Origin of the sequence: Gordonia pseudamarae, assembly GCF_025273675.1 — a bacterium.
Taxonomy (GTDB): Bacteria; Actinomycetota; Actinomycetes; order Mycobacteriales; family Mycobacteriaceae; genus Gordonia; species Gordonia pseudamarae.
This window is the reverse complement of sequence record NZ_CP045809.1, coordinates 343,555-361,510: the sequence shown is the minus strand read 5'-3', so window position 1 is coordinate 361,510 and position 17,956 is coordinate 343,555. Positions and strand designations below refer to the sequence as shown.

Below are 17,956 nucleotides of genomic sequence, written 5' to 3'. Positions count from 1 at the left end.
CCAAACCCCTAAATATGTTGTTATGCACACATGTCCTGACAGACATGTATTTGCCGCCGCATAGGCCTTGCACGGGACACTATCGACCCGCGAGCACATCGGACACTGCCCAGGCGGACAGTATCGTCCTGATCGGCCGGTTGCGCCGGGCGAACACCGCGGCCCGGCCGCCACACTCCGGGCCGACAGGGCATAATGCGTACCCACAAGACCCCGGGAGAGACAGGAGCGTGATGTCCGAGAACCAGACGGCCCGCATACCCGACTCCGATATCACGCGGTGGTCGGCCAGGTTTTCCCTGCTCAGTGACACCACCCGGCTGCGCCTGCTCGTGGAGATGCACGCCGGTCCCGACCAGACCGTCACACAGCTGGCCGCGGCCGCGCAGATCACCGAGAACGCGGCGTCGCAGTCCCTGCGCGCCCTGCGCGACCAGGGCTGGGTGTGTGCCGACAAGGAGGGCCGCACCGTCCGCTACAGCGTCGTCCACGACGCGATCGTGCACCGCATCCTGCACGACATCCTCGGCGTCGAGCATCGGCACACGCACTCACAGTGACCGTCCGGAAGCCACCCCGATGACAATCGACTAGAACACGTTCTAGTGTGTTAGGCGTGGACGTGACATACGAGGGAACCAAACGCGAACTGACCACCGACAAAGGTGTGCTCCGCTATCACGAGGCCGGCGACCCCGATGCCCCGCCGCTGCTCCTGCTGCACGGTTCGGGCCCCGGCGTGACCGGCTGGCGCAACTATCGCGGTAACCTCGACTTCTTCGCGCAAACCCACCGCTGCTATATCCTGGAGTTTCCCGGATTCGGGGTCAGCGACTCCTGGGAGGGGATGCCGGTCCTCACCGCCGGCAGTTCGGTCACCCGCTTCATGGACGCCCTCGGTATCGAGTCGGCACCGATGATCGGCAACTCGATGGGCGGGGTCGTCGCCGTCAACCTGGCGATGAAGAAGCCCGAACGCGTCGCCAAGCTGGTGACGATCGGTGGCGTAGGACCTAATCTGTTCTCCCCCAGCCCCAGTGAGGGGCTGCGTCTGCTCCAGGAGTTCGCCGACGCCCCCGACCGCGACAAGCTGGTGCGTTGGCTCAATGCGATGGTCTACAACCGCGCCCTGGTCACCGACGAGTTGATCGAGGAACGCTGGGAGGTCGCGCAGAACCCCGACGCTCTCACAACAGCCCGTACGATGTATGGCTCGGCATCGTTCGAGATGCAGCAACAGTTCCTCGCCTCGTCCGAAATGCCGCCGTACTGGTCGATGATGCACAAGATCTCGTGCCCCACCCTGCTCACCTGGGGCCGCGACGACCGCGTCAGCCCCCCCGACATGGCCCTGGCCCCCCTGCGCCTGATCCCCGACGCCGAACTCCACATCTTCCCCCGCTGCGGCCACTGGGTAATGATCGAAGCCAAACAGGCCTTCGAGTCCACAGTCGCCGCCTTCCTCGCCCGCTGACCGTTCCCGCGTCGCAGGCCGCCTAACCTTTTCGGCTACGACGCAGCCGTCGTACGCGCCGAGCACCGGGTGCACTTCGATCAGGCCGAGGAATGGTCACGATCGGAACTCGGCCACCTCCCACTCCCAGCCGAAGCCGCTTCGGCGAGCATCTCTGAGCGCTTTCGATGAGCCTCATCACAACTCCACGAAGAACTGTCCATTCGTGGGGAAGTCATCGGGATCGGCCGGATCGGCGAGTGTTGCCATCGGGGTCTCACTTCACTGAGAGGTGCCGTAGCTGAATGGTTGTGGTCCTGACCTGATACGACGGAATTGGTTCGCGGGGACACTCACGTCGTCGCGGTGTCGGCGCGCCTGATCACGACGAGCCACGTGTGACTTCCGCTCGACACCGAAGAGAACACCGACCCGTCGGGGGCGAACTGGAGGCTGCCGGTCGGCTGGCCGGTGAGTGTGGTGGTGGTTCCGGTGGGGCTGATGGCGGTGACGTGGAAAGTGTAGCCGGTGGTCGAATCGTAGGTGTAGGTGGTTTGGTAGGCGGTGCCGTCGGGGGCGAACTGGAGGCTGCCGGTCGGCTCGCCGGTGAGTGTGGTGGTGGTTCCGGTGGAGCTGATGGCGGTGACGTGGAAGGTGTAGCCGGTGGTCGAATCGTAGGTGTAGGTGGTTTGGTAGGCGGTGCCGTCGGGGGCGATGTGGGGGCTGTCGTAAGGTGCGCCGGTGAGTGTGGTGGTGGTTTCGGTGGGACTGATGGCGGTGACGTAGGTGGTGTAGCCGATGGTCGAGTTGCCGGTGTAGGTGGTTTGGTAGGCGGTGCCGTCGGGGGCGATGTGGAGGCTGCCGTGAGGCCGGCCGGTGAGTGTGGTGGTGGTGGTTCCGGTGGGGCTGATGGCGGTGACGTAGGTGTAATCGGTGGTCGAATCGTAGGCGGTTTGGTAGGCCGTGCTGTCGGGGGCGATGTGGATGCTTCCGGACGGCTGGCCGGTGAGTGGGGTGGTAGTGGTTCCGGTGGGGCTGATCGTGGTGACGTAGGTGGTGTAGCCGGTGGCCGAATCGTAGGTGTAGGTGCTTTGGTAGGCGGTGCCGTCGGGGGCGACCTGGAGGCTGCCGTTCGGTGTGCCGGTGAGTGTGGTGGTGGTGGTTCCGGTGGGGCTGATGGTGATGACGTAGTAGATGTCTCCGGTGGTCGAATCGTAGGTGTAGGTGGTTTGGTAGGCGGTGCCGTCGGGGGCGATGTGGGGGCTGTCGTTCGGTGTGCCGGTGAGTGTGGTGGTGGTGGTTCCGGTGGGGGCGATGGTGATGACGCGGTAGGTGTATCCGGTGGTCGAGGTGCCGGTGTAGGTGGTTTGGTAGGCGGTGCCGTCGGGGGCGAATTGGAGGTTGCCGTACGGTGTGCCGGTGAGTGTGGTGGTGGTGGTTCCGGTGGGGGTGATGGCGGTGACGTAGGTGGTGTGGCCGGTGGTCGAATCACCGGTGTAGGTGGTTTGGTAGGCGGTGCCGTCGGGGGCGATGCGGAGGCTGCCGTAACGCGTGCCGGTGAGTGTGGTGGTGGTGGTTCCGGTGGGGGTGATGGTGGTGACGTAGGTGGTGTGGCCGGTGGTCGAATCACCGGTGTAGGTGGTTTGGTAGGCGGTGCCGTCGGGGGCGAACTGGAGGCTGCCGTTCGGTGTGCCGGTGAGTGTGGTGGTGGTGGTTCCGGTGGGGGTGATGGTGGTGACGTAGGTGGTGTAGCCGGTGGCCGAGGTGTCGGAGTAGGTGGTTTGGTAGGCGGTGCCGTCGGGGGCGAATTGGAGGTTGCCGTACGGTGTGCCGGTGAGTGTGGTGGTGGTGGTTCCGGTGGGGGTGATGGTGGTGACGTAGGTGGTGTGGCCGGTGGTCGAATCACCGGTGTAGGTGGTTTGGTAGGCGGTGCCGTCGGGGGCGACCTGGATGCCGCCGTACGGCTGGCCGGTGAATGTGATTCCGGAGACCGGGGCAATGATCGTCTGGCTGATGGTTCCGCCGTGTCCGTCGTCGACGGTGATGACGATGGTTTCCGAGGTGTCGTCGGTGGTGGCGTTGATGTAGGAGGCGGCGAGTTGTTGGGCGCCTGAGGGGGTGTAGGTGTAGGTGCCGGTGGTCGGGTCGATGATCAGGGTGGCCCCGCCGGCGGTGATGAAAGTATTTGTGTCAGTGGCTGTTGCGCCGTCCACGAAGAATGTCAGCTCGTCCGAGTCGCCGTCGGTGGCGGTGATGGAGCCGGTGACCGTTCCTGACCCCACCACCGGGGCTGACGGCGGCGAGACGATGACGGTGGGCTCGGCGTTCTGCGGGTCGATGGGGACGACGACGGTGATGTCGTAGGTGCCGCCGTTACCGTCATCGGCGGTGATGACGATGGTGTGGGTGTGCGGGGCACCCGGAACGGCGGCGCCGTGGCGAAGTTCGGTGGTTGGTGTCCACGTGAAGGTGCCGGGGTTCTGATCATCGAAGACGACGTCGGTGTCGGTGGTGTAGAAGATCAGTGGGTCGTTGTCGGGGTCGGTGACCATGCTCGCCAGGCCGGTGACCACCACCGAACCGGTGACGGCGTCGGGGGTGCCGACAGTGGGTTCCTGGTCGGGGTCGACCACCGGCGGCTGGTTGGCAGGTGGCGTGCTGGTTTCGGGGATGTGGATGGTGACGGTGCGGGTGTGTGGGTTCTGCCCGGTGAAGAGGGCGAGAATACTTGCCAGTCCGTGAATGTGGGGACCGGAGTCACTGATGGTGACGGTGAACTGATCGGCGGCGGTACTGCCGGCGTTGGGGGTGTAGGTGAAGGTGCCGTCGGCGTTGGGGGTGATGACACCGTTGGTGGGCTGTGTGGTGATGGTGGTGGTGAGTGGGTCGCCGTCGGGGTCGGTGGCGCCCAGGCTGATGGTGTACCCATCACCCGTTGGGGTCAGTGTGGGTGCGGCCGTGGGGCTTTGGTTGTTCAGCAGTGACCGGGCGCGTTGGGTCCACCACAGCAGGGTCCACGGTGCGGGGTTGGCCGCCGGTACGACCGGGCCACCGGCGGGCAGTAGTCCGAGGAATGCCAGAGCACCGACCAGGCCTTGGGAGGTGCTCGGAGCCGGAACCGGGGCTGTTGTGGTGGTCGTCGCCGCGGCCATGAAGGCCTGTGGCGCAGGCGATGCCGCCGACAAGCTGACGGTACCCGGTTCCAAGGCCTGTGGTTCATCGACCTCCGATTCAGGCACTGTTGACGCGGCCGGTCCGGTGGTGTCGGCGCCGGGTTCGATCGGAGTGCCCGGTGTGGGTTCGATGACCGAATCAGCACCATCGGAGTTTGTGTCGTCAGCATCGGTCGAGGATGGTGCCGAGTATTCAGTTGCCGATCCCGTGCCATCGGGTTCGGACCCGGTCCATGACGAGGTGGCCGGTGGTGCGGGTGTGGTGGCCGGTGGTGCGGGTGTGGTGGCCGGGGAGTAGTCGGTGAGGCCGGGGTCCGGTCCTGCCGGGGCGGGGCCGGTCTCCTGTGATGTGGTTGAGGGTTGTTCGGTACCGGTGCCCGGTGCCGACGACTGCTGCGTGTCAGTGGTGTCGGCCGGCGTGATGGTGCCGACCGAATCCGAAGCACCGGTACCGGTCGGGGTGGTGTCGGTGTCACCTGTGGAGGCATCCGAGCCGCCCGAGGAATCGGACGAGTCCGATGAGATACCCGACGAGGTGTCCGAGTCCGATGAAGTGTCCGAGTCCGATGAAGTGTCCGGGGAGTCGGCTGAGCTGCTCGTCGAGTCCGAGGAGGTGCTCGAACCTGATGAGTCCGAGGTGCCGGCACCGGCCGAAAAGTCACCACCCGAGGCGCCTTGGTTACCCGAGGAGCTTTCGGTGCCCGAGGACTGCGAGGAAGTGGAGTCTCCGGATGAGCCGGCCTCATCATCGGCGATGGCTTGTCCGGGGTTGACGAACAGTGCGACACCGGCGGCCGCGGCGATGATACGGGCACGGTTCTTGGTTGAGATGCGCATGACACTCCCTGCTCGGTTGTCCGATGTGGCAATGATAAACCGCCATGCACGATCGCGAAATCATCCTTCACTACCTGCTGTGGTCGCGGCCACCCCCCCCACCATGACGATGTCCAGCATCATCCCGATCGAGGACAATGACCGCATGGCCTCGGGACATCGCTACATCCACTACGCGGGACGGAGTTCGCGACGCGGGAGTGTCGGAGGGTGCCGCCGGGTTGCCGAACGCCACACGAGCTCGCCGGAGATCCAAGCACCCGGCCACCGAAGAGGGCGGCTCAGATGAAGCCGCGCATGCTCACCATGTAGACGGCTTCGGTTGTGGTGGCGGCGCCCAGCTTGCTGAGGATATTGGTGATGTGGAAGCCGACGGTTGATTCGGCGATACCGAGGGTGCGGCCGACTTCACGACGGGAGCAGCCTTCGGCGAGCAGAGCCAGGACCTGGGTCTCACGCCGGCTCGGTTCGGGCAGATGCGCCTCCCAGGCCGCTGCCGACCGGATGTCGGGGGCGGCGTCGAACACCAGCCCGCCGGCCGCGACGGCGATGATGACTCGCACCAGGGCATCGGTATTGATGTCTTTGAGGACAAATCCGCGGGCCCCGGCGCGAGCGGCGCGGGCGATCAGTGATTCGTCGTGAAATGACGTCAGCACAACCGATTTCACCGTAGGACTCCGGCTGGTGAGTCGGGCGATCAGGGCCAGGCCGTCATGGCAGGCACCCGAGGCGGGCTTGAGGTCGATGACGACGAGATCGGGCCGCACCCGCTCGATAACCGCCTCTGCGGCCTCGGCATCGGCGGCCTCACCGACCAGGTCGACCCGAGGTTCGTGGGCCAGCAATGATGCGATCCCCTGTCGCAGGAGTCGGTGCTGGTCGATGAGCACAATCCGCACCGGCGACGTGTCCGCGTCCTGGCTGCTCCCGAACCGAGGTGTCATGGTCGTCGTCATCAGCTCAGTGCGTTTCCGAGTTCGTCGCAGCGCCGCACCAGTTCGGCACCGTCGCGGGCGCTGACCACACCGGCGCAGTTCGGTGCGTACTCCTTCAGGCCACAGCCGGTCTGCGCCCAATAGCGAGCGGGTTCGGGCGTCACCCACGCGACGCGGTGTGCCCGCCTGGACAGTTCCGCGAACAGTTCGGCGCGCGGCGAGAATCCGTTGCTGCGGGCATCACCGACGACCAACACCGACGTGCGTTTGGTGACGAGATCACCGTAACTGTCGAGCAATTCCTCCCATACGGAACCGTAGTCACTGGTGGCGGCCAGATCCAGGCCGTCTGCGGCCAGCACCGCCGTCAGCGCCGAATCCGCGTTCGCGGCGCGTAGGGCATCCGTCACCAGCACCGGCCGGTCAACGAACGCGATCACCTCGCAGCGACCGCCCACCCGGTGCAAAGTCTGCGCCAGACGCAGGATGAAGCCGGTGACCGGCCGCACCGACAGCGACACGTCGGCCAGGAGGAGCAGCCGCACCGGTCCCTTCCGGTGGATGCGGCGCCACAGTTCCAACGGCACCCCATCGGTGGCGACGGAGGCACGCATCGTGCGACGCATGTCGAGTCCGCCGTGGTCGGCGCGGCGGGCGACCCGGCGCGGCGCACCGCGCATCCGCTGCACCAGCCGGTGACACGCGCGGTCTATGTCGGCCTGGTCGACCCGGACCGGATCGGGCCCGTCGTCGACGTGGGTCGTATCGCCCGGTTGCGCCGCGAGGCGCTGCCCGAGCGCTTCGATAAACGCGTTGAGAGCCTTGACCAGTTCTGCCCGATGCCGGTCGGATAATCCCTCGCCGTCGTCGGTCCCATATGCCCGACGGGCATCGTATGAGTCCAGTGCCCGCAGAATCGCTGCGGCATCACGCAATCCGATCGGCGTGCCGCGCACCCGGGTAGCCTCACCGGTCAGCTCCCCCACCGACGCGGAATCAGCTTCGGATACCTCGATCGTGTACGTGACGCCACCTGCGACGGATTCGGTGTCGGTATCGACGGCCAACTGCTCGGCACCCGCGGACACGCTGAAGTCGTTCTCCTCGCGGTGCGCGCTCTCCCCGTGCCGTTCACGCGCATCCGGGTCATCGGCCATCAGGTCGCCGACTTCGTCGGTATGTTCGTCGGCACCGATCATCCGTGCCGCGCCGGTGAAGTCATCGTCCCAGGCGACATCGTCGGGCAGGACATCGGCGGCCCCGCGTGGGCGCGGCTGCGCCAGATTGTCGACCCCGATATCGGAACCTCTGAAGAACATGTCGAAGGCCCGGCCGAATCCCGGCCGCTCGTACGCGTATTTGACGCAGACGCAGCACAATCCGGATCGCAGTCGATCGATGTCAGCGGCCCCGACGATGTCCATGACCCTCCTGATCTCAATCACCTCGGACGGAGATACCGACACCGCGTGGGCGCGCAGCACCCGTCCGAACGTCACCGACAGCACGTCCAGGACCCCGTCGCGGGGCCGTGCTGCGACGGTGATCATCTGCGTTGGGCCCGTTCGGCACTGCGCGCGCGGCCGAGCCCGAACGCCGATGAGGTACCCGATCCGGCAGGCTCTGAGCTCTGCACATTGCTCTGCACCGCGGCAGTTTCGATTGATCTACGGGCGATATCGAGATCACTGCCGAACTTCACCAACAATGACAACAACACCCGCCGGTGTGTCGCGTCCTGTCCACCGTCTCCGAGATGGGCCGCGGCACGTGCCGCGTCTATCACCTCCGCGATCGATGGGCTCTTGCGCAACGGCAACTCCCGCAGGTCCCGCGCGAGCCCGACAACCCGCTCGATGACGGATTTCTCGACGGCAGGCGCCCGCACCGCGACGATCCGGCATTCGCGTTCGGCGTCGGGATAGTCGACCTGAAAGTGCAGGCACCGGCGTTTCAGCGCGGGCGAGAGCTCGCGAGTATCGTTGGAGGTCAAGATAACCCACGGTACGGACCGGGCAACAAAGGTGCCCAGTTCGGGCACCGTCACCTGCCGTTCGGCGAGCACCTCGAGCATCACCGCCTCCATCGCCTCGTCGGTGCGGTCGATCTCATCGACGAGCAGCACGGTCGGCACGGTCGAGGTGATGGCCGCCAGCAGCGGCCGGGGCACCAGAAAGTCCTCGGTGTACACTCCGACATCAGTGCGGGCCAAAGCTTTCGATGCGCCGGCCAGACTGCTCTCAACGGCCAGTTCACCACTGATCCGATCGCGCAGCATCTGCACGTGCAGCAGTTGGCGGGCGTAGTCCCACTCGTACAGGGCCCGCGCCTCGTCCAGACCCTCGTAGCATTGCAGCCGGATCAGTTCCCGTCCGGCCGCGACAGCCAAGCTCTTCGCCAGTTCGGTCTTTCCGACACCGGCCGGACCTTCCAGCAGCAGTGGCCGATCCAGCAGGGTGGCCAGGTGCACGACGACAGCCAGCTCGTCGTCGATCAGATACCCCTGGTCGGCCAACCCAGCGGACAGTTCCTCCACGGTGTCGAAGGCTTTCGGTTCGGTGGCCGTTGTGGTGGATGTGATCATGGCTCCTCGTCGAGACTCCTGTGTCCGAAACCCGTCGGGCGAGGCGGTGATCCTCGCCCGACGCGATGACGCCGATCGGCGATCAGTAGTGCCCCATAGAGTGGTGTAACTCGGTGACCAGGACCGTGGCCGGCAGCGTGTAGCTGTCGGGCAGGGAAGCGGTCACCGTGTGATCCTTCGAGTCAACCTTCCACAGAATCCTCGAACGGAGTCATCACGATGACCGCACCCCACATTGTCGACCCTGCTGGCTTGCTTGGCCAAGCCCTGGCTGAGGCCTCGCCCGATCTGATGCGTGAGCTGCTGCAGACGATGATCAACGCACTGCTCTCCGCCGATGCCGACGCTGTGTGCGGCGCCGAGTGGGGCCGCCGGTCCGAAGACCGCATCAATCACCGGAACGGATACCGGCACCGGCCTCTCGATACCCGTGTGGGCACGATCGACGTCGCCGTGCCGAAGCTGCGCTCTGGCACCTATTTTCCCGAGTGGTTGCTCGAACGCCGCAAGCGCGCCGAGTCGGCGCTGATCACCGTCGTGGCCGACTGCTACCTGGCCGGGGTCTCGACCCGCCGGATGGACAAGCTGGTCAAGACTTTGGGCATCGATTCGTTGTCGAAGTCGCAGGTCTCGCGCATGGCCGAAGACCTCGACGAACAAGTCGCAGCGTTCCGTCATCGCCGACTGGACGAGGCCGGCCCGTTCACGTTCGTCACCGCGGATGCGCTGACGATCAAGGTCCGGGAGAACAAGCAGGTCGTCAAAGCCGTCGTTCTGCTGGCCACCGGAGTCAATGGTGACGGGCACCGTGAAGTGCTTGGCATGCAGGTCGCCACCAGCGAAACCACAGCCTCGTGGAACACCTTCTTCGCTGACCTGGTCGCCCGCGGCCTGGGCGGGGTCCGCCTGGTGACTTCTGATGCCCATGCCGGGTTGGTCGAGGCGATCGCGGCGAACCTGCCCGGAGCTGCCTGGCAACGCTGCCGCACCCATTACGCGGCGAATCTGATGGCGGTGTGTCCGAAGTCGATGTGGCCAGCGGTCAAGGCCATGCTGCACAGCGTCTATGACCAACCCACTGCTGGTGCGGTGAACGCCCAGTTCGACCGGCTGCTCGAATACACCGAAGACCGCCTACCCGAAGTGGCCGAACACCTCGGTGACGCCCGCGAAGACCTGCTGGCATTCGCCGCGTTTCCTGATGACGTGTGGCGCCAGATCTGGTCCAACAACCCCACAGAACGACTCAACCGCGAGATCCGGCGCCGCACCGACGTCGTAGGCATCTTCCCGAACCACGATGCCATCGTCCGTCTCATTGGCGCAGTGCTCGCCGAGCAGACCGACGAATGGGCCGAAGGCCGCCGCTACCTCGGCCTCGAAGTGCTCAGCCGCTGCCGGCTGACCGTCACCGACACCGACCACACGCCGGAGGTGAACACCGACCCGCTGATCCAACTACCTGTCTGACCACCTACGAAGGACCACAATCAGCTACACCACTACGCGGGACTTGACCCGGCGATCAGTAGCTTCCGGTCATGGCGTGGCCGACCATCGGGATCAGCGACGCCACAGTGCATTCGCGCGGATTGGCCGGAGTGCACCAGTCGTCCATCATGTGTTCGGCGATGGCCTGAATCTGCTTGTCGGAGGTGTCGATGGTTTCGCCGCGGCCCTCGTACTTTCCGGTATTCATCCGGTTCTTGGAGTAGCTGCCGACGGTGAGCTGACCGAAGTTGTCGGGAATTCCGAGATCCTTCGAAAGGCGGATGGCCTCTTCCACGGCCGCGTCGGCGGCCTGCACCGTGGTCATCCGGCTAGTGTCGACGCCCAGGAGCGCCGCGATCTCCGCGTACCGCTTGTACCGCGACGGCAGGTTGTACTCCCACACCCGAGGCAGTGCGATGGCGTTGTTGAGGCCGTGGTGCGTGTCGAAGAACGCGCTGACGGCGTGCGAGAGCGAATGGATGATGCCCAGACCGCCGGAGTTGAAGGCCTGTGCCGCGATGTATTGCGCATGCATCATACCGGTGCGGGCTTCGAGGTTGTTGGGCTCGTACACGGCGGTGCGCAGGTGGTCGCGGATCAGTTCGATGCTGTACTTGGCGTTACCGAGCGACGGCGCGAAATCCAGCCGGGACACGTACGGTTCACTGGCGTGCGCGAGCACGTCGAATCCGCAGTAGGCGGTGAAATGTTCGGGGCACGAATAGTACAACAGCGGGTCGTCCATGGCGAGGTCGACCAGGCAGCTGTCGTCGAAGGCCACCCACTTGTGCGGCTTGTTCATGTCCGAGGTGTCGGTGATGACGTAGGCCCACGAGGTTTCCGAGCCGGTGCCCGCAGTGGTGGACACCGCGATGTGCTTGGGGTTCTCCTTGTTCGTGGCCTTCGAAAAGCCTTCGAACTCATTGATGTTGCGGCCGTCGTGGGCGATGACCATGCGGGCGCCCTTGGCGGCGTCGTGGCTCGATCCACCGCCGACGGAGATGATGCCGTCGCACTTCTCGGACTGGTAGAGAGCGGCGGCGTCCATGCAGTTGTAGTCCTTGGGATTGGACTCCACCTTGTCGTACAGGACCACATCGACGCCCTGATATTCGATCTTGCCGGTCAGTTCCTCGATGATGCCCGACCCCCGCAGGCCGGTGGTCATCAGCAGAACTCGGGTCATGCCAAGCTCTTTGGCCTCGACACCGATCATGTCGTGGGCGCCGACGCCGATCTTGGCGTTGGGGAAGGGATGGAAGTCCTTGATCGGGAATTCCCAGATCTGGTTCAGTTCGATTGCCATGACTGGCAGGCTCCTCGTCGTAGTTCCGGCGTGACCCGCTCAGCATGTGTCCCCGATCACGTGTCCACAAGGACATCTGTGCGATGGGACATGTATTAGAACCGATGGGACCGGCCTCACCCTGACCATTCCACCAGGTTTCACGCCGGCAGGTTTCACGCCGACAGGTTTCACGCCGGCAGGTTTCATATGCCGGTGCGGCGACCGGAGCAGACCCGGACATCGAAGGAACACACGGGGCAGAATCGACGGAGCCCTGGCGCCGGCAGGCGGCACCAGGGCTCCGTCGTAACGTCAGATCAGCTCCGGATCAGTACTTCTCGCCGGCTCAGTATTTCTCGCCTCGGGCGGCCTTCTCGACGAGCGAGGCCGGCGGCTCGAAGTGCGAACCGTACTTGGACGCCAGGTCGCGGGCCCGGTCGACGAAGCCCTGCAGGCCGCCCTCGTAGCCGTTGATGTACTGGATCACGCCACCGGTCCAGGCCGGGAAGCCGATGCCGAAGATCGAGCCGATGTTGGCGTCGGCCACCGAGTTGAGCACGCCCTCATCGAAGCACTTGACGGTTTCGAGCGCCTCGGCAAAGAGCATGCGCTCCTTGAGATCTTCGAGTGGGATCTCGGTGCTGCCGGACTTGTAGTGATCCCGCACGCCCTGCCACAGCAGGCCGCGCTTGCCGTCGGTGTACTCGTAGAATCCGGCGCCGTCCTTGCGGGACGGGTGTCCGTTCTCGATCATCCAGTCGACGACGGCATCCGCACCGTGAGCGGGGATCGTCACGCCCTCGGCTTCGGCCGCGGCGACGGTCTCCTTGCGGATCTTCTGCATCAGGGTGAGGGTCAGCTCATCCGAGAGCTGCAGCGGCGGAGCGGGGTAGCCCGCCTGCGAACCTGCCTGCTCGATGAACGCCGGTTCGATGCCCTCACCGACGGCCGCCAGCGCCTCATTGATGAAGGTGCCGATGACACGGCTGGTGAAGAAGCCCCGGCTGTCGTTGACCACGATCGGAGTCTTGCGGATCTGCAGGGTGTAGTCGATAACCTTGGCCAGCACCGCGTCCGAGGTTTTCTCACCCTTGATGATCTCCACCAGCGGCATCTTGTCGACCGGCGAGAAGAAGTGGATACCGATGAAGTCTTCCTGGCGCTTGACCCCACCGGCGAGCAGCGTGATGGGCAGCGTGGAGGTGTTGGAGCCCAGGATGGCGTCGGGTTCGACGATGTCCTCGATCTCCTGGAACACCTTGTTCTTGACCTCGACCGACTCGAACGCCGCCTCGATCACCAGATCGACGCCCTTGAAGTCCTCGGCCTTCTCGGTCGGGGTGATCCGGGCGAGCAGTTCGTCGCCCTTCTCCTGGCTGAGCTTGCCCTTGGCGATGCTCTTCTCGACGAGCTTGACCGAGTAGCCCTTGCCGCGTTCGGCGTTCTCCAGGTTGGTGTCCTTGAGCACGACCTCGATACCGGCCTGAGCCGACACGTACGCGATGGCCGCACCCATCATGCCGGCGCCGATGACGCCGACCTTCTTGGCGGTGTACTTGTCGTACCCTTCCGGACGCGAACCACCGCCGTTGATGTGCTGCAGGTCGAAGAAGAAGGCCTTGATCATGTTCTGCGCGACCTGACCGGTCACCAGCGACACGAAGTAGCGGGTCTCGATCTCGTCGGCGGTGGCGACGTCGACGTACGCACCCTCGATGGCGGCGGCCATGATCGCGCGCGGTGCCGGCATGTTGGCGCCCTTGATCTGCTTGCGCAGCAGCGCCGGGATGGCAGGCAGGTTGGCCGCGAACTTCGGGTTGGTGGGGTCGCCGCCGGGGATCTTGTAACCCTTGACGTTCCACGGCTGCTCGGCCTCGGGGTTGGCCGCGATCCAGGCCTTGGCGGCCGGGATCAGTTCTTCGACGCTGCCGACGACCTCATCGATCAGCCCGGCCTCCTTGGCCTTGGCCGGCTTGAACCTGGTGCCCTGCAACAGAACACCCATGAGCGCGTTCTGGATGCCGAGCAGGCGGACGGTACGCACGACGCCACCGCCGCCAGGCAGCAGACCGAGGGTGACCTCGGGCAGGCCGATCTGGTTGCCGCGCACGTCGGCGGCGATGCGATGGTGGGTGTGCAGCGCGATCTCCAGGCCGCCACCGAGCGCCGCGCCGTTGATCGCGGCGACGACGGGCTTGCCGAGCGACTCCAGACGGCGCAGCACCGCCTTCATCTCATTGGTGCCCTTGGTGATCCGGGTGGCGATCTCCTGCTTGGACTCGGTCTGCTCGGCAGTCATGTCCTTGAGGTCGCCGCCGGCGAAAAAGGTCTTCTTGGCCGAGGTCAGCACCACGCCGGTGATGTCGTCCTTCTCGGCCTCGAGCCGGTCGACGGTGGCCGCCATCGACGTGGCGTACAGCGCGTTCATGGTGTTGGCGCCCTGGTTGGGGTCGTCCATGGTGAGCACGACGATGCCGTCGTCACCCTTTTCCCACCGAATCATATTGTCACTCATTGTCTTTCAAGATTCCTTTACAAACCGCGGGTCAGAGACGCTCGATGATGGTGGCAACGCCCATACCGCCGCCGATACACAGGGTGACCAGGCCGTAGCGACCGCCGATACGCTCGAGCTCATCGAGGCAGGTACCGAGAATCATCGCGCCGGTCGCGCCGAGCGGGTGGCCCATCGCGATGGCGCCGCCGTTCACGTTGACCTTCTCGTGCGGGACCTTCAGGTCCTTCATCCACTTCATGACGACCGACGCGAACGCCTCGTTCAGCTCGAACACGTCGATGTCGTCGACGGTCAGGCCCGCCTTCTTCAGCGCCAGCTCGGTGGACGGGGTGGGGCCGGTGAGCATGATCGTGGGCTCGGAGCCGACCTCGGCGAACGACACGATCCGGCCACGCGGGGTGAGACCGTTGCGCTTGCCGGCCTCTTCGCTGCCGAGCAGCACCAGCGCGGCGCCGTCGACAATGCCGGAGCTGTTGCCGCCGGTGTGTACGTGGTTGATCTTCTCGACGCTGGGGTACTTCTGCAGGGCGACGTCGTCGAAGCCGGCCATCTCCGCCATCGCGGCGAACGCCGGGCGCAGCTTCCCGAGGCTCTCGACCGTGCTGCCGGGGCGGCGATGCTCGTCCTGGTCGAGCAGGATCACGCCGTTGATGTCGCGGACGGGAACCACAGACTTGGCGAAGTAGCCGCTGTTCCAAGCCTTTTCGGCCCGAGCCTGCGACTCGGCGGCATAGCCGTCGATGTCCTCGCGGGAGAAGCCCTCCATGGTGGCGATCAGGTCGGCGCCGATGCCCTGCGGCACGATGTAGTGGTCGTACACGGTGGTCGGGTCGGTGAACAGGGCCCCGCCGTCACTGCCCATCGGCACGCGCGACATCGACTCCACACCGCCGGCGAGGACCAGGTCGTCGAAGCCGGAGGCGACCTTGGCGGCGGCCAGGTTGGTGGCCTCCAGCCCCGAACCGCAGAAGCGGTTGATCTGGGTGCCGGGCACCGTCTCGGGCAGACCCGACAGGATCGCGGCGGTGCGCGCGATGACCGCACCCTGCTCGCCCACCGGCGAGACCACACCGAGCACGATGTCGTTGATGTCGGCCGGGTCCAGGCCGCCGTGGCGGGCCAGGACCTCGTTGATCAGGCCGGACGCGAGGTCGACCGACTTGACGCCGTGCAGCGACCCTCCGCGCTGTTTGCCACGGGGCGTACGGATCGCCTCGTAGATGAATGCTTGATCGGCCACGTTCTGGTTCCTTTCACACGAACAGTGGGTGATAACAGTCCCTAGACTAACGCCGAATAACTTATTTGGCTATACCCCATGGTCAACATCTTTTTAGTGCCATTGATCTGCGCTATGGTCGATTCACCATGACCGAGCAGACCTCGCCACGGCGCACCCGGCCCGCCGACCGCAAACGCCAACTCGCGGCGCTCGCGGGCACCCTGTTCGCCGCGCACGGATATGCCCAGGTGTCCGTCGCCGACATCGCCCGCGCCGCCGGGGTGACCGCGCCATCGGTGTACCGGCACTTCTCCGACAAACAGGCGCTACTGGTGGCCGCGGTACTCGCCGGCGGCGACAAACTGCAGGCCTGCACCGACCGACTGCTGGCCCGGCCCGACTGCTCGCTCGACGACCTGGCCCGCGAACTCGCCGATCTCGGTGTCAGCTACCCGCAGACGGTGTCGATGTGGCGGGCCAACAGCGCCTTCCTCACCGAGGAGCAGAACACCGAGATCCTGCTGCGCACCCGCGAGATCATCGAGCACTGGGGCGCGGTCATCGTCGCCAACCGGCCCGGACTCGGCGATCGGGCGGCCGTACGGCTGGGTTGGGCCGTGCTGAGCGTCGCCGGCAGCCTCACCGTGCACCACACCAAGATCAGCAATGTCCGCGCGAGATCCGCGCTACACGACTCGATCTCACGTGTGCTCGCCCTCGACACCGATACCGCCCCACCGTTCACCGCACCCGCCCTGCCGCCGTCGGGCCGACGCAGCCGGCGCGATGAGATCCTGGACGCGGCATCCGCGTTGTTCGCCGACCGCGGCTACACGGCCGTCGGCATCGACGACATCGGTGCGGCCGTCGGCATCTCCGGGCCGAGCGTCTATAACCACTTCCCCTCCAAGCTCTCGATCCTGGTGTCCATCGCCCGGCGCAGCGCCACCACCCTGGAGGCCGGCGTGATCGCCGCCTACGCCCGCACCGACGAGCCCGGACCATTACTGCGGCTGCTGGTGGATTCGTACGTCGCGGCCATCACCAGCGCACCCGACCTGGGCGTGGGCTTTCGCAGTGCGCGGGTCCTGGCCGCGCAGACCGACACAGCCGAGCACCTCGACACCCAGCGCCGATACGTGCGGCGCTGGATCGATCTGCTCCAGGAGGTGCGGCCCGAACTGCCTGCAGAGGAGGCCGCTGTGGCCGTACACTCGGCCCTGTCCATCGTGAACGACGCCGTTGGCATGCGCCGCGGAACCGGACGCGACGAGTTCACCGCCGAGATGGCGTATCTCATGAAGGGTGTGCTGGGTGTATGAGCAGGGGGTAGCGGGTGGCTGATCGCGCGCCGGACGACCGGCGCGCGGCGGATCGGCTCCGGCGCAAGGAGACCGAACCCATCGAGGACGCCGTCACCCGGCGCGACCTCGTCCCGCCGCCGCTGTACAACCCCGACCCCGACTACACCCGCGAGGAGTTGGTCGCCGCGCTGAAGGTGCTCCCGGAGCAGGCCGACCGGATCTGGAACGCCTTCGGGTTCGCCCAGTACGAGACCTCGGAGAAGATCTTCTCGCAGGCCGATCTGGACGCGTTCACACTGTTCATCGGCCCCGATTCCTGCCTGTCACCGCGGTCGCAGATCGCCGCCGCCAGGGCCATCGGCCAGATGACCACACGCCTGGCCGACTGGCAGGCCGAGCAGATCGCCGAACTGGCCGCCGATCCCCTGTTCACCGTGCCGCTCACGGACGCGATCGAGGCACTCTCACACCTGCAGACGCTCATCTGGCGTCGCCACCTGGACCTGAATCTGCGCCGAGACATCGAGCAGCCCAGCGACGAACAGGTCGATACCGTGGTCGGATTCGTCGACATCGTCGGATACACCAGCCTGTCGCGGCGGATCGCGCTGTACGAACTCGAAGAACTTCTGGAGAGTTTCGAGGAAAACGTGCACGAGGTGGTGGCAGCACACGGCGGCAAGGTCATCAAGACCCTCGGCGACGCGGTCATGTTCACCGTCCCGTCGCCGTCGGCGGCCGCCGTCATCGGTGTCACGCTGCAGGCGCTCGCCGACGACGACATCCTGCCCCAGATCCGCGTCGGACTGGCCCGCGGCCATGTCCTCAGTCGGCTCGGCGATGTATTCGGCGAGCCGGTCAACATCGCCGCCCGCCTCTGCGGATCGGCCTACCCCGGCACCGTTCTGGTCGACGAGATCCTCGTCGAGGATCTCACCCCGGAAGAGGCCGAGGCGTTCCGCATCCGCCCCATTTCGCCGCTGCGGGTTCGCGGCTACCGACGACTGAAGGCCTACAACGTCGAACCGGCCACTCCGCGGAAGAGCCGCAAGCACAGACGTTCCGGCGCGGATCACGACGAGTAGCGTTCGAAGCACGCGTTTCTCGAACGACGCGCCGGTCAGCGCGATGCGGTCGCGATCGCCTGC

Annotated in this window: 12 protein-coding genes; 5 read left to right on the top strand and 7 right to left on the bottom strand. The window is 65.6% G+C overall.

The annotated features are described in order from the left end of the window. Positions 1-233 precede the first annotated feature (233 nt). Together GII31_RS01480 and GII31_RS01475 are read left to right on the top strand one after the other, a co-directional pair. Positions 234-560: an ArsR/SmtB family transcription factor gene (locus GII31_RS01480; protein WP_213246144.1), complete on the top strand. Its 327-nt coding sequence runs from the start codon at positions 234-236 to the stop codon at positions 558-560. 56 nt (positions 561-616) lie between these two features. Continuing rightward, positions 617-1,474 (top strand): alpha/beta fold hydrolase, encoded by an 858-nt coding sequence (locus GII31_RS01475; protein WP_213246137.1) that lies wholly within the window; start codon positions 617-619, stop codon positions 1,472-1,474. Positions 1,475-1,806: 332 nt separating this feature from the next. Here GII31_RS01475 and GII31_RS22460 read toward each other — a convergent pair whose 3' ends face one another. The 4 genes from GII31_RS22460 to GII31_RS01455 all read right to left on the bottom strand — a co-directional run bounded on the left by GII31_RS22460 (position 1,807) and on the right by GII31_RS01455 (position 8,985). Then, the gene (locus GII31_RS22460; protein ID WP_265795771.1) at positions 1,807-5,463 is read right to left on the bottom strand and encodes an Ig-like domain-containing protein; all 3,657 of its coding nucleotides are present in this window, start codon (positions 5,461-5,463) and stop codon (positions 1,807-1,809) included. Between the two features lie 281 nt (positions 5,464-5,744). Then, positions 5,745-6,410 (bottom strand): response regulator, encoded by a 666-nt coding sequence (locus tag GII31_RS01465; protein ID WP_213246128.1) that lies wholly within the window; start codon positions 6,408-6,410, stop codon positions 5,745-5,747. Between the two features lie 11 nt (positions 6,411-6,421). Further along, positions 6,422-7,951, bottom strand: a complete 1,530-nt coding sequence (gene madC, locus GII31_RS01460; protein WP_213246126.1) for a MadC family VWA domain-containing protein — start codon at positions 7,949-7,951, stop codon at positions 6,422-6,424. Then, positions 7,948-8,985 carry a MadB family AAA-type ATPase gene (locus GII31_RS01455; protein WP_213246124.1) on the bottom strand — a complete coding sequence of 346 codons (1,038 nt, stop codon included), beginning with the start codon at positions 8,983-8,985 and terminating at the stop codon, positions 7,948-7,950. The genes madC and GII31_RS01455 overlap by 4 nt, the downstream gene beginning before the upstream one ends. A gap of 219 nt (positions 8,986-9,204) precedes the next feature. Between GII31_RS01455 and GII31_RS01450 the strand changes: the two genes are divergently transcribed. Continuing rightward, positions 9,205-10,455 (top strand): IS256 family transposase, encoded by a 1,251-nt coding sequence (locus tag GII31_RS01450; protein WP_260840237.1) that lies wholly within the window; start codon positions 9,205-9,207, stop codon positions 10,453-10,455. A gap of 55 nt (positions 10,456-10,510) precedes the next feature. Here GII31_RS01450 and mdo read toward each other — a convergent pair whose 3' ends face one another. The 3 genes from mdo to GII31_RS01435 form a co-directional block, all read right to left on the bottom strand. Beyond that, the gene (gene mdo, locus GII31_RS01445) at positions 10,511-11,782 is read right to left on the bottom strand and encodes an NDMA-dependent methanol dehydrogenase (RefSeq protein ID WP_213246122.1); all 1,272 of its coding nucleotides are present in this window, start codon (positions 11,780-11,782) and stop codon (positions 10,511-10,513) included. Between the two features lie 328 nt (positions 11,783-12,110). Continuing rightward, entirely contained in the window at positions 12,111-14,279 is a 2,169-nt protein-coding gene (locus GII31_RS01440; protein WP_213246120.1) for a 3-hydroxyacyl-CoA dehydrogenase NAD-binding domain-containing protein, read from the bottom strand. Positions 14,280-14,310: 31 nt separating this feature from the next. Further along, entirely contained in the window at positions 14,311-15,522 is a 1,212-nt protein-coding gene (locus tag GII31_RS01435; protein WP_213246118.1) for an acetyl-CoA C-acetyltransferase, read from the bottom strand. 128 nt (positions 15,523-15,650) lie between these two features. Between GII31_RS01435 and GII31_RS01430 the strand changes: the two genes are divergently transcribed. Together GII31_RS01430 and GII31_RS01425 are read left to right on the top strand one after the other, a co-directional pair. Then, positions 15,651-16,826 (top strand): TetR/AcrR family transcriptional regulator, encoded by a 1,176-nt coding sequence (locus GII31_RS01430; protein WP_213246116.1) that lies wholly within the window; start codon positions 15,651-15,653, stop codon positions 16,824-16,826. A gap of 14 nt (positions 16,827-16,840) precedes the next feature. Continuing rightward, entirely contained in the window at positions 16,841-17,893 is a 1,053-nt protein-coding gene (locus GII31_RS01425; RefSeq protein WP_246222050.1) for an adenylate/guanylate cyclase domain-containing protein, read from the top strand. Positions 17,894-17,956: the final 63 nt, after the last annotated feature.

Excerpts from the sequence above, each read along its gene's own strand:
- GII31_RS01455 (WP_213246124.1), bottom strand. The coding sequence starts at position 8,985 with ATGATCACATCCACCACAACGGCCACCGAACCGAAAGCCTTCGACACC.
- GII31_RS01480 (WP_213246144.1), top strand. The coding sequence starts at position 234 with ATGTCCGAGAACCAGACGGCCCGCATACCCGACTCCGATATCACGCGG.
- madC (WP_213246126.1), bottom strand. The coding sequence starts at position 7,951 with ATGATCACCGTCGCAGCACGGCCCCGCGACGGGGTCCTGGACGTGCTG.
- GII31_RS01450 (WP_260840237.1), top strand. The coding sequence starts at position 9,205 with ATGACCGCACCCCACATTGTCGACCCTGCTGGCTTGCTTGGCCAAGCC.
- GII31_RS01465 (WP_213246128.1), bottom strand. The coding sequence starts at position 6,410 with ATGACACCTCGGTTCGGGAGCAGCCAGGACGCGGACACGTCGCCGGTG.
- GII31_RS22460 (WP_265795771.1), bottom strand. The coding sequence starts at position 5,463 with ATGCGCATCTCAACCAAGAACCGTGCCCGTATCATCGCCGCGGCCGCC.
- mdo (WP_213246122.1), bottom strand. The coding sequence starts at position 11,782 with ATGGCAATCGAACTGAACCAGATCTGGGAATTCCCGATCAAGGACTTC.
- GII31_RS01430 (WP_213246116.1), top strand. The coding sequence starts at position 15,651 with ATGACCGAGCAGACCTCGCCACGGCGCACCCGGCCCGCCGACCGCAAA.
- GII31_RS01440 (WP_213246120.1), bottom strand. The coding sequence starts at position 14,279 with ATGAGTGACAATATGATTCGGTGGGAAAAGGGTGACGACGGCATCGTC.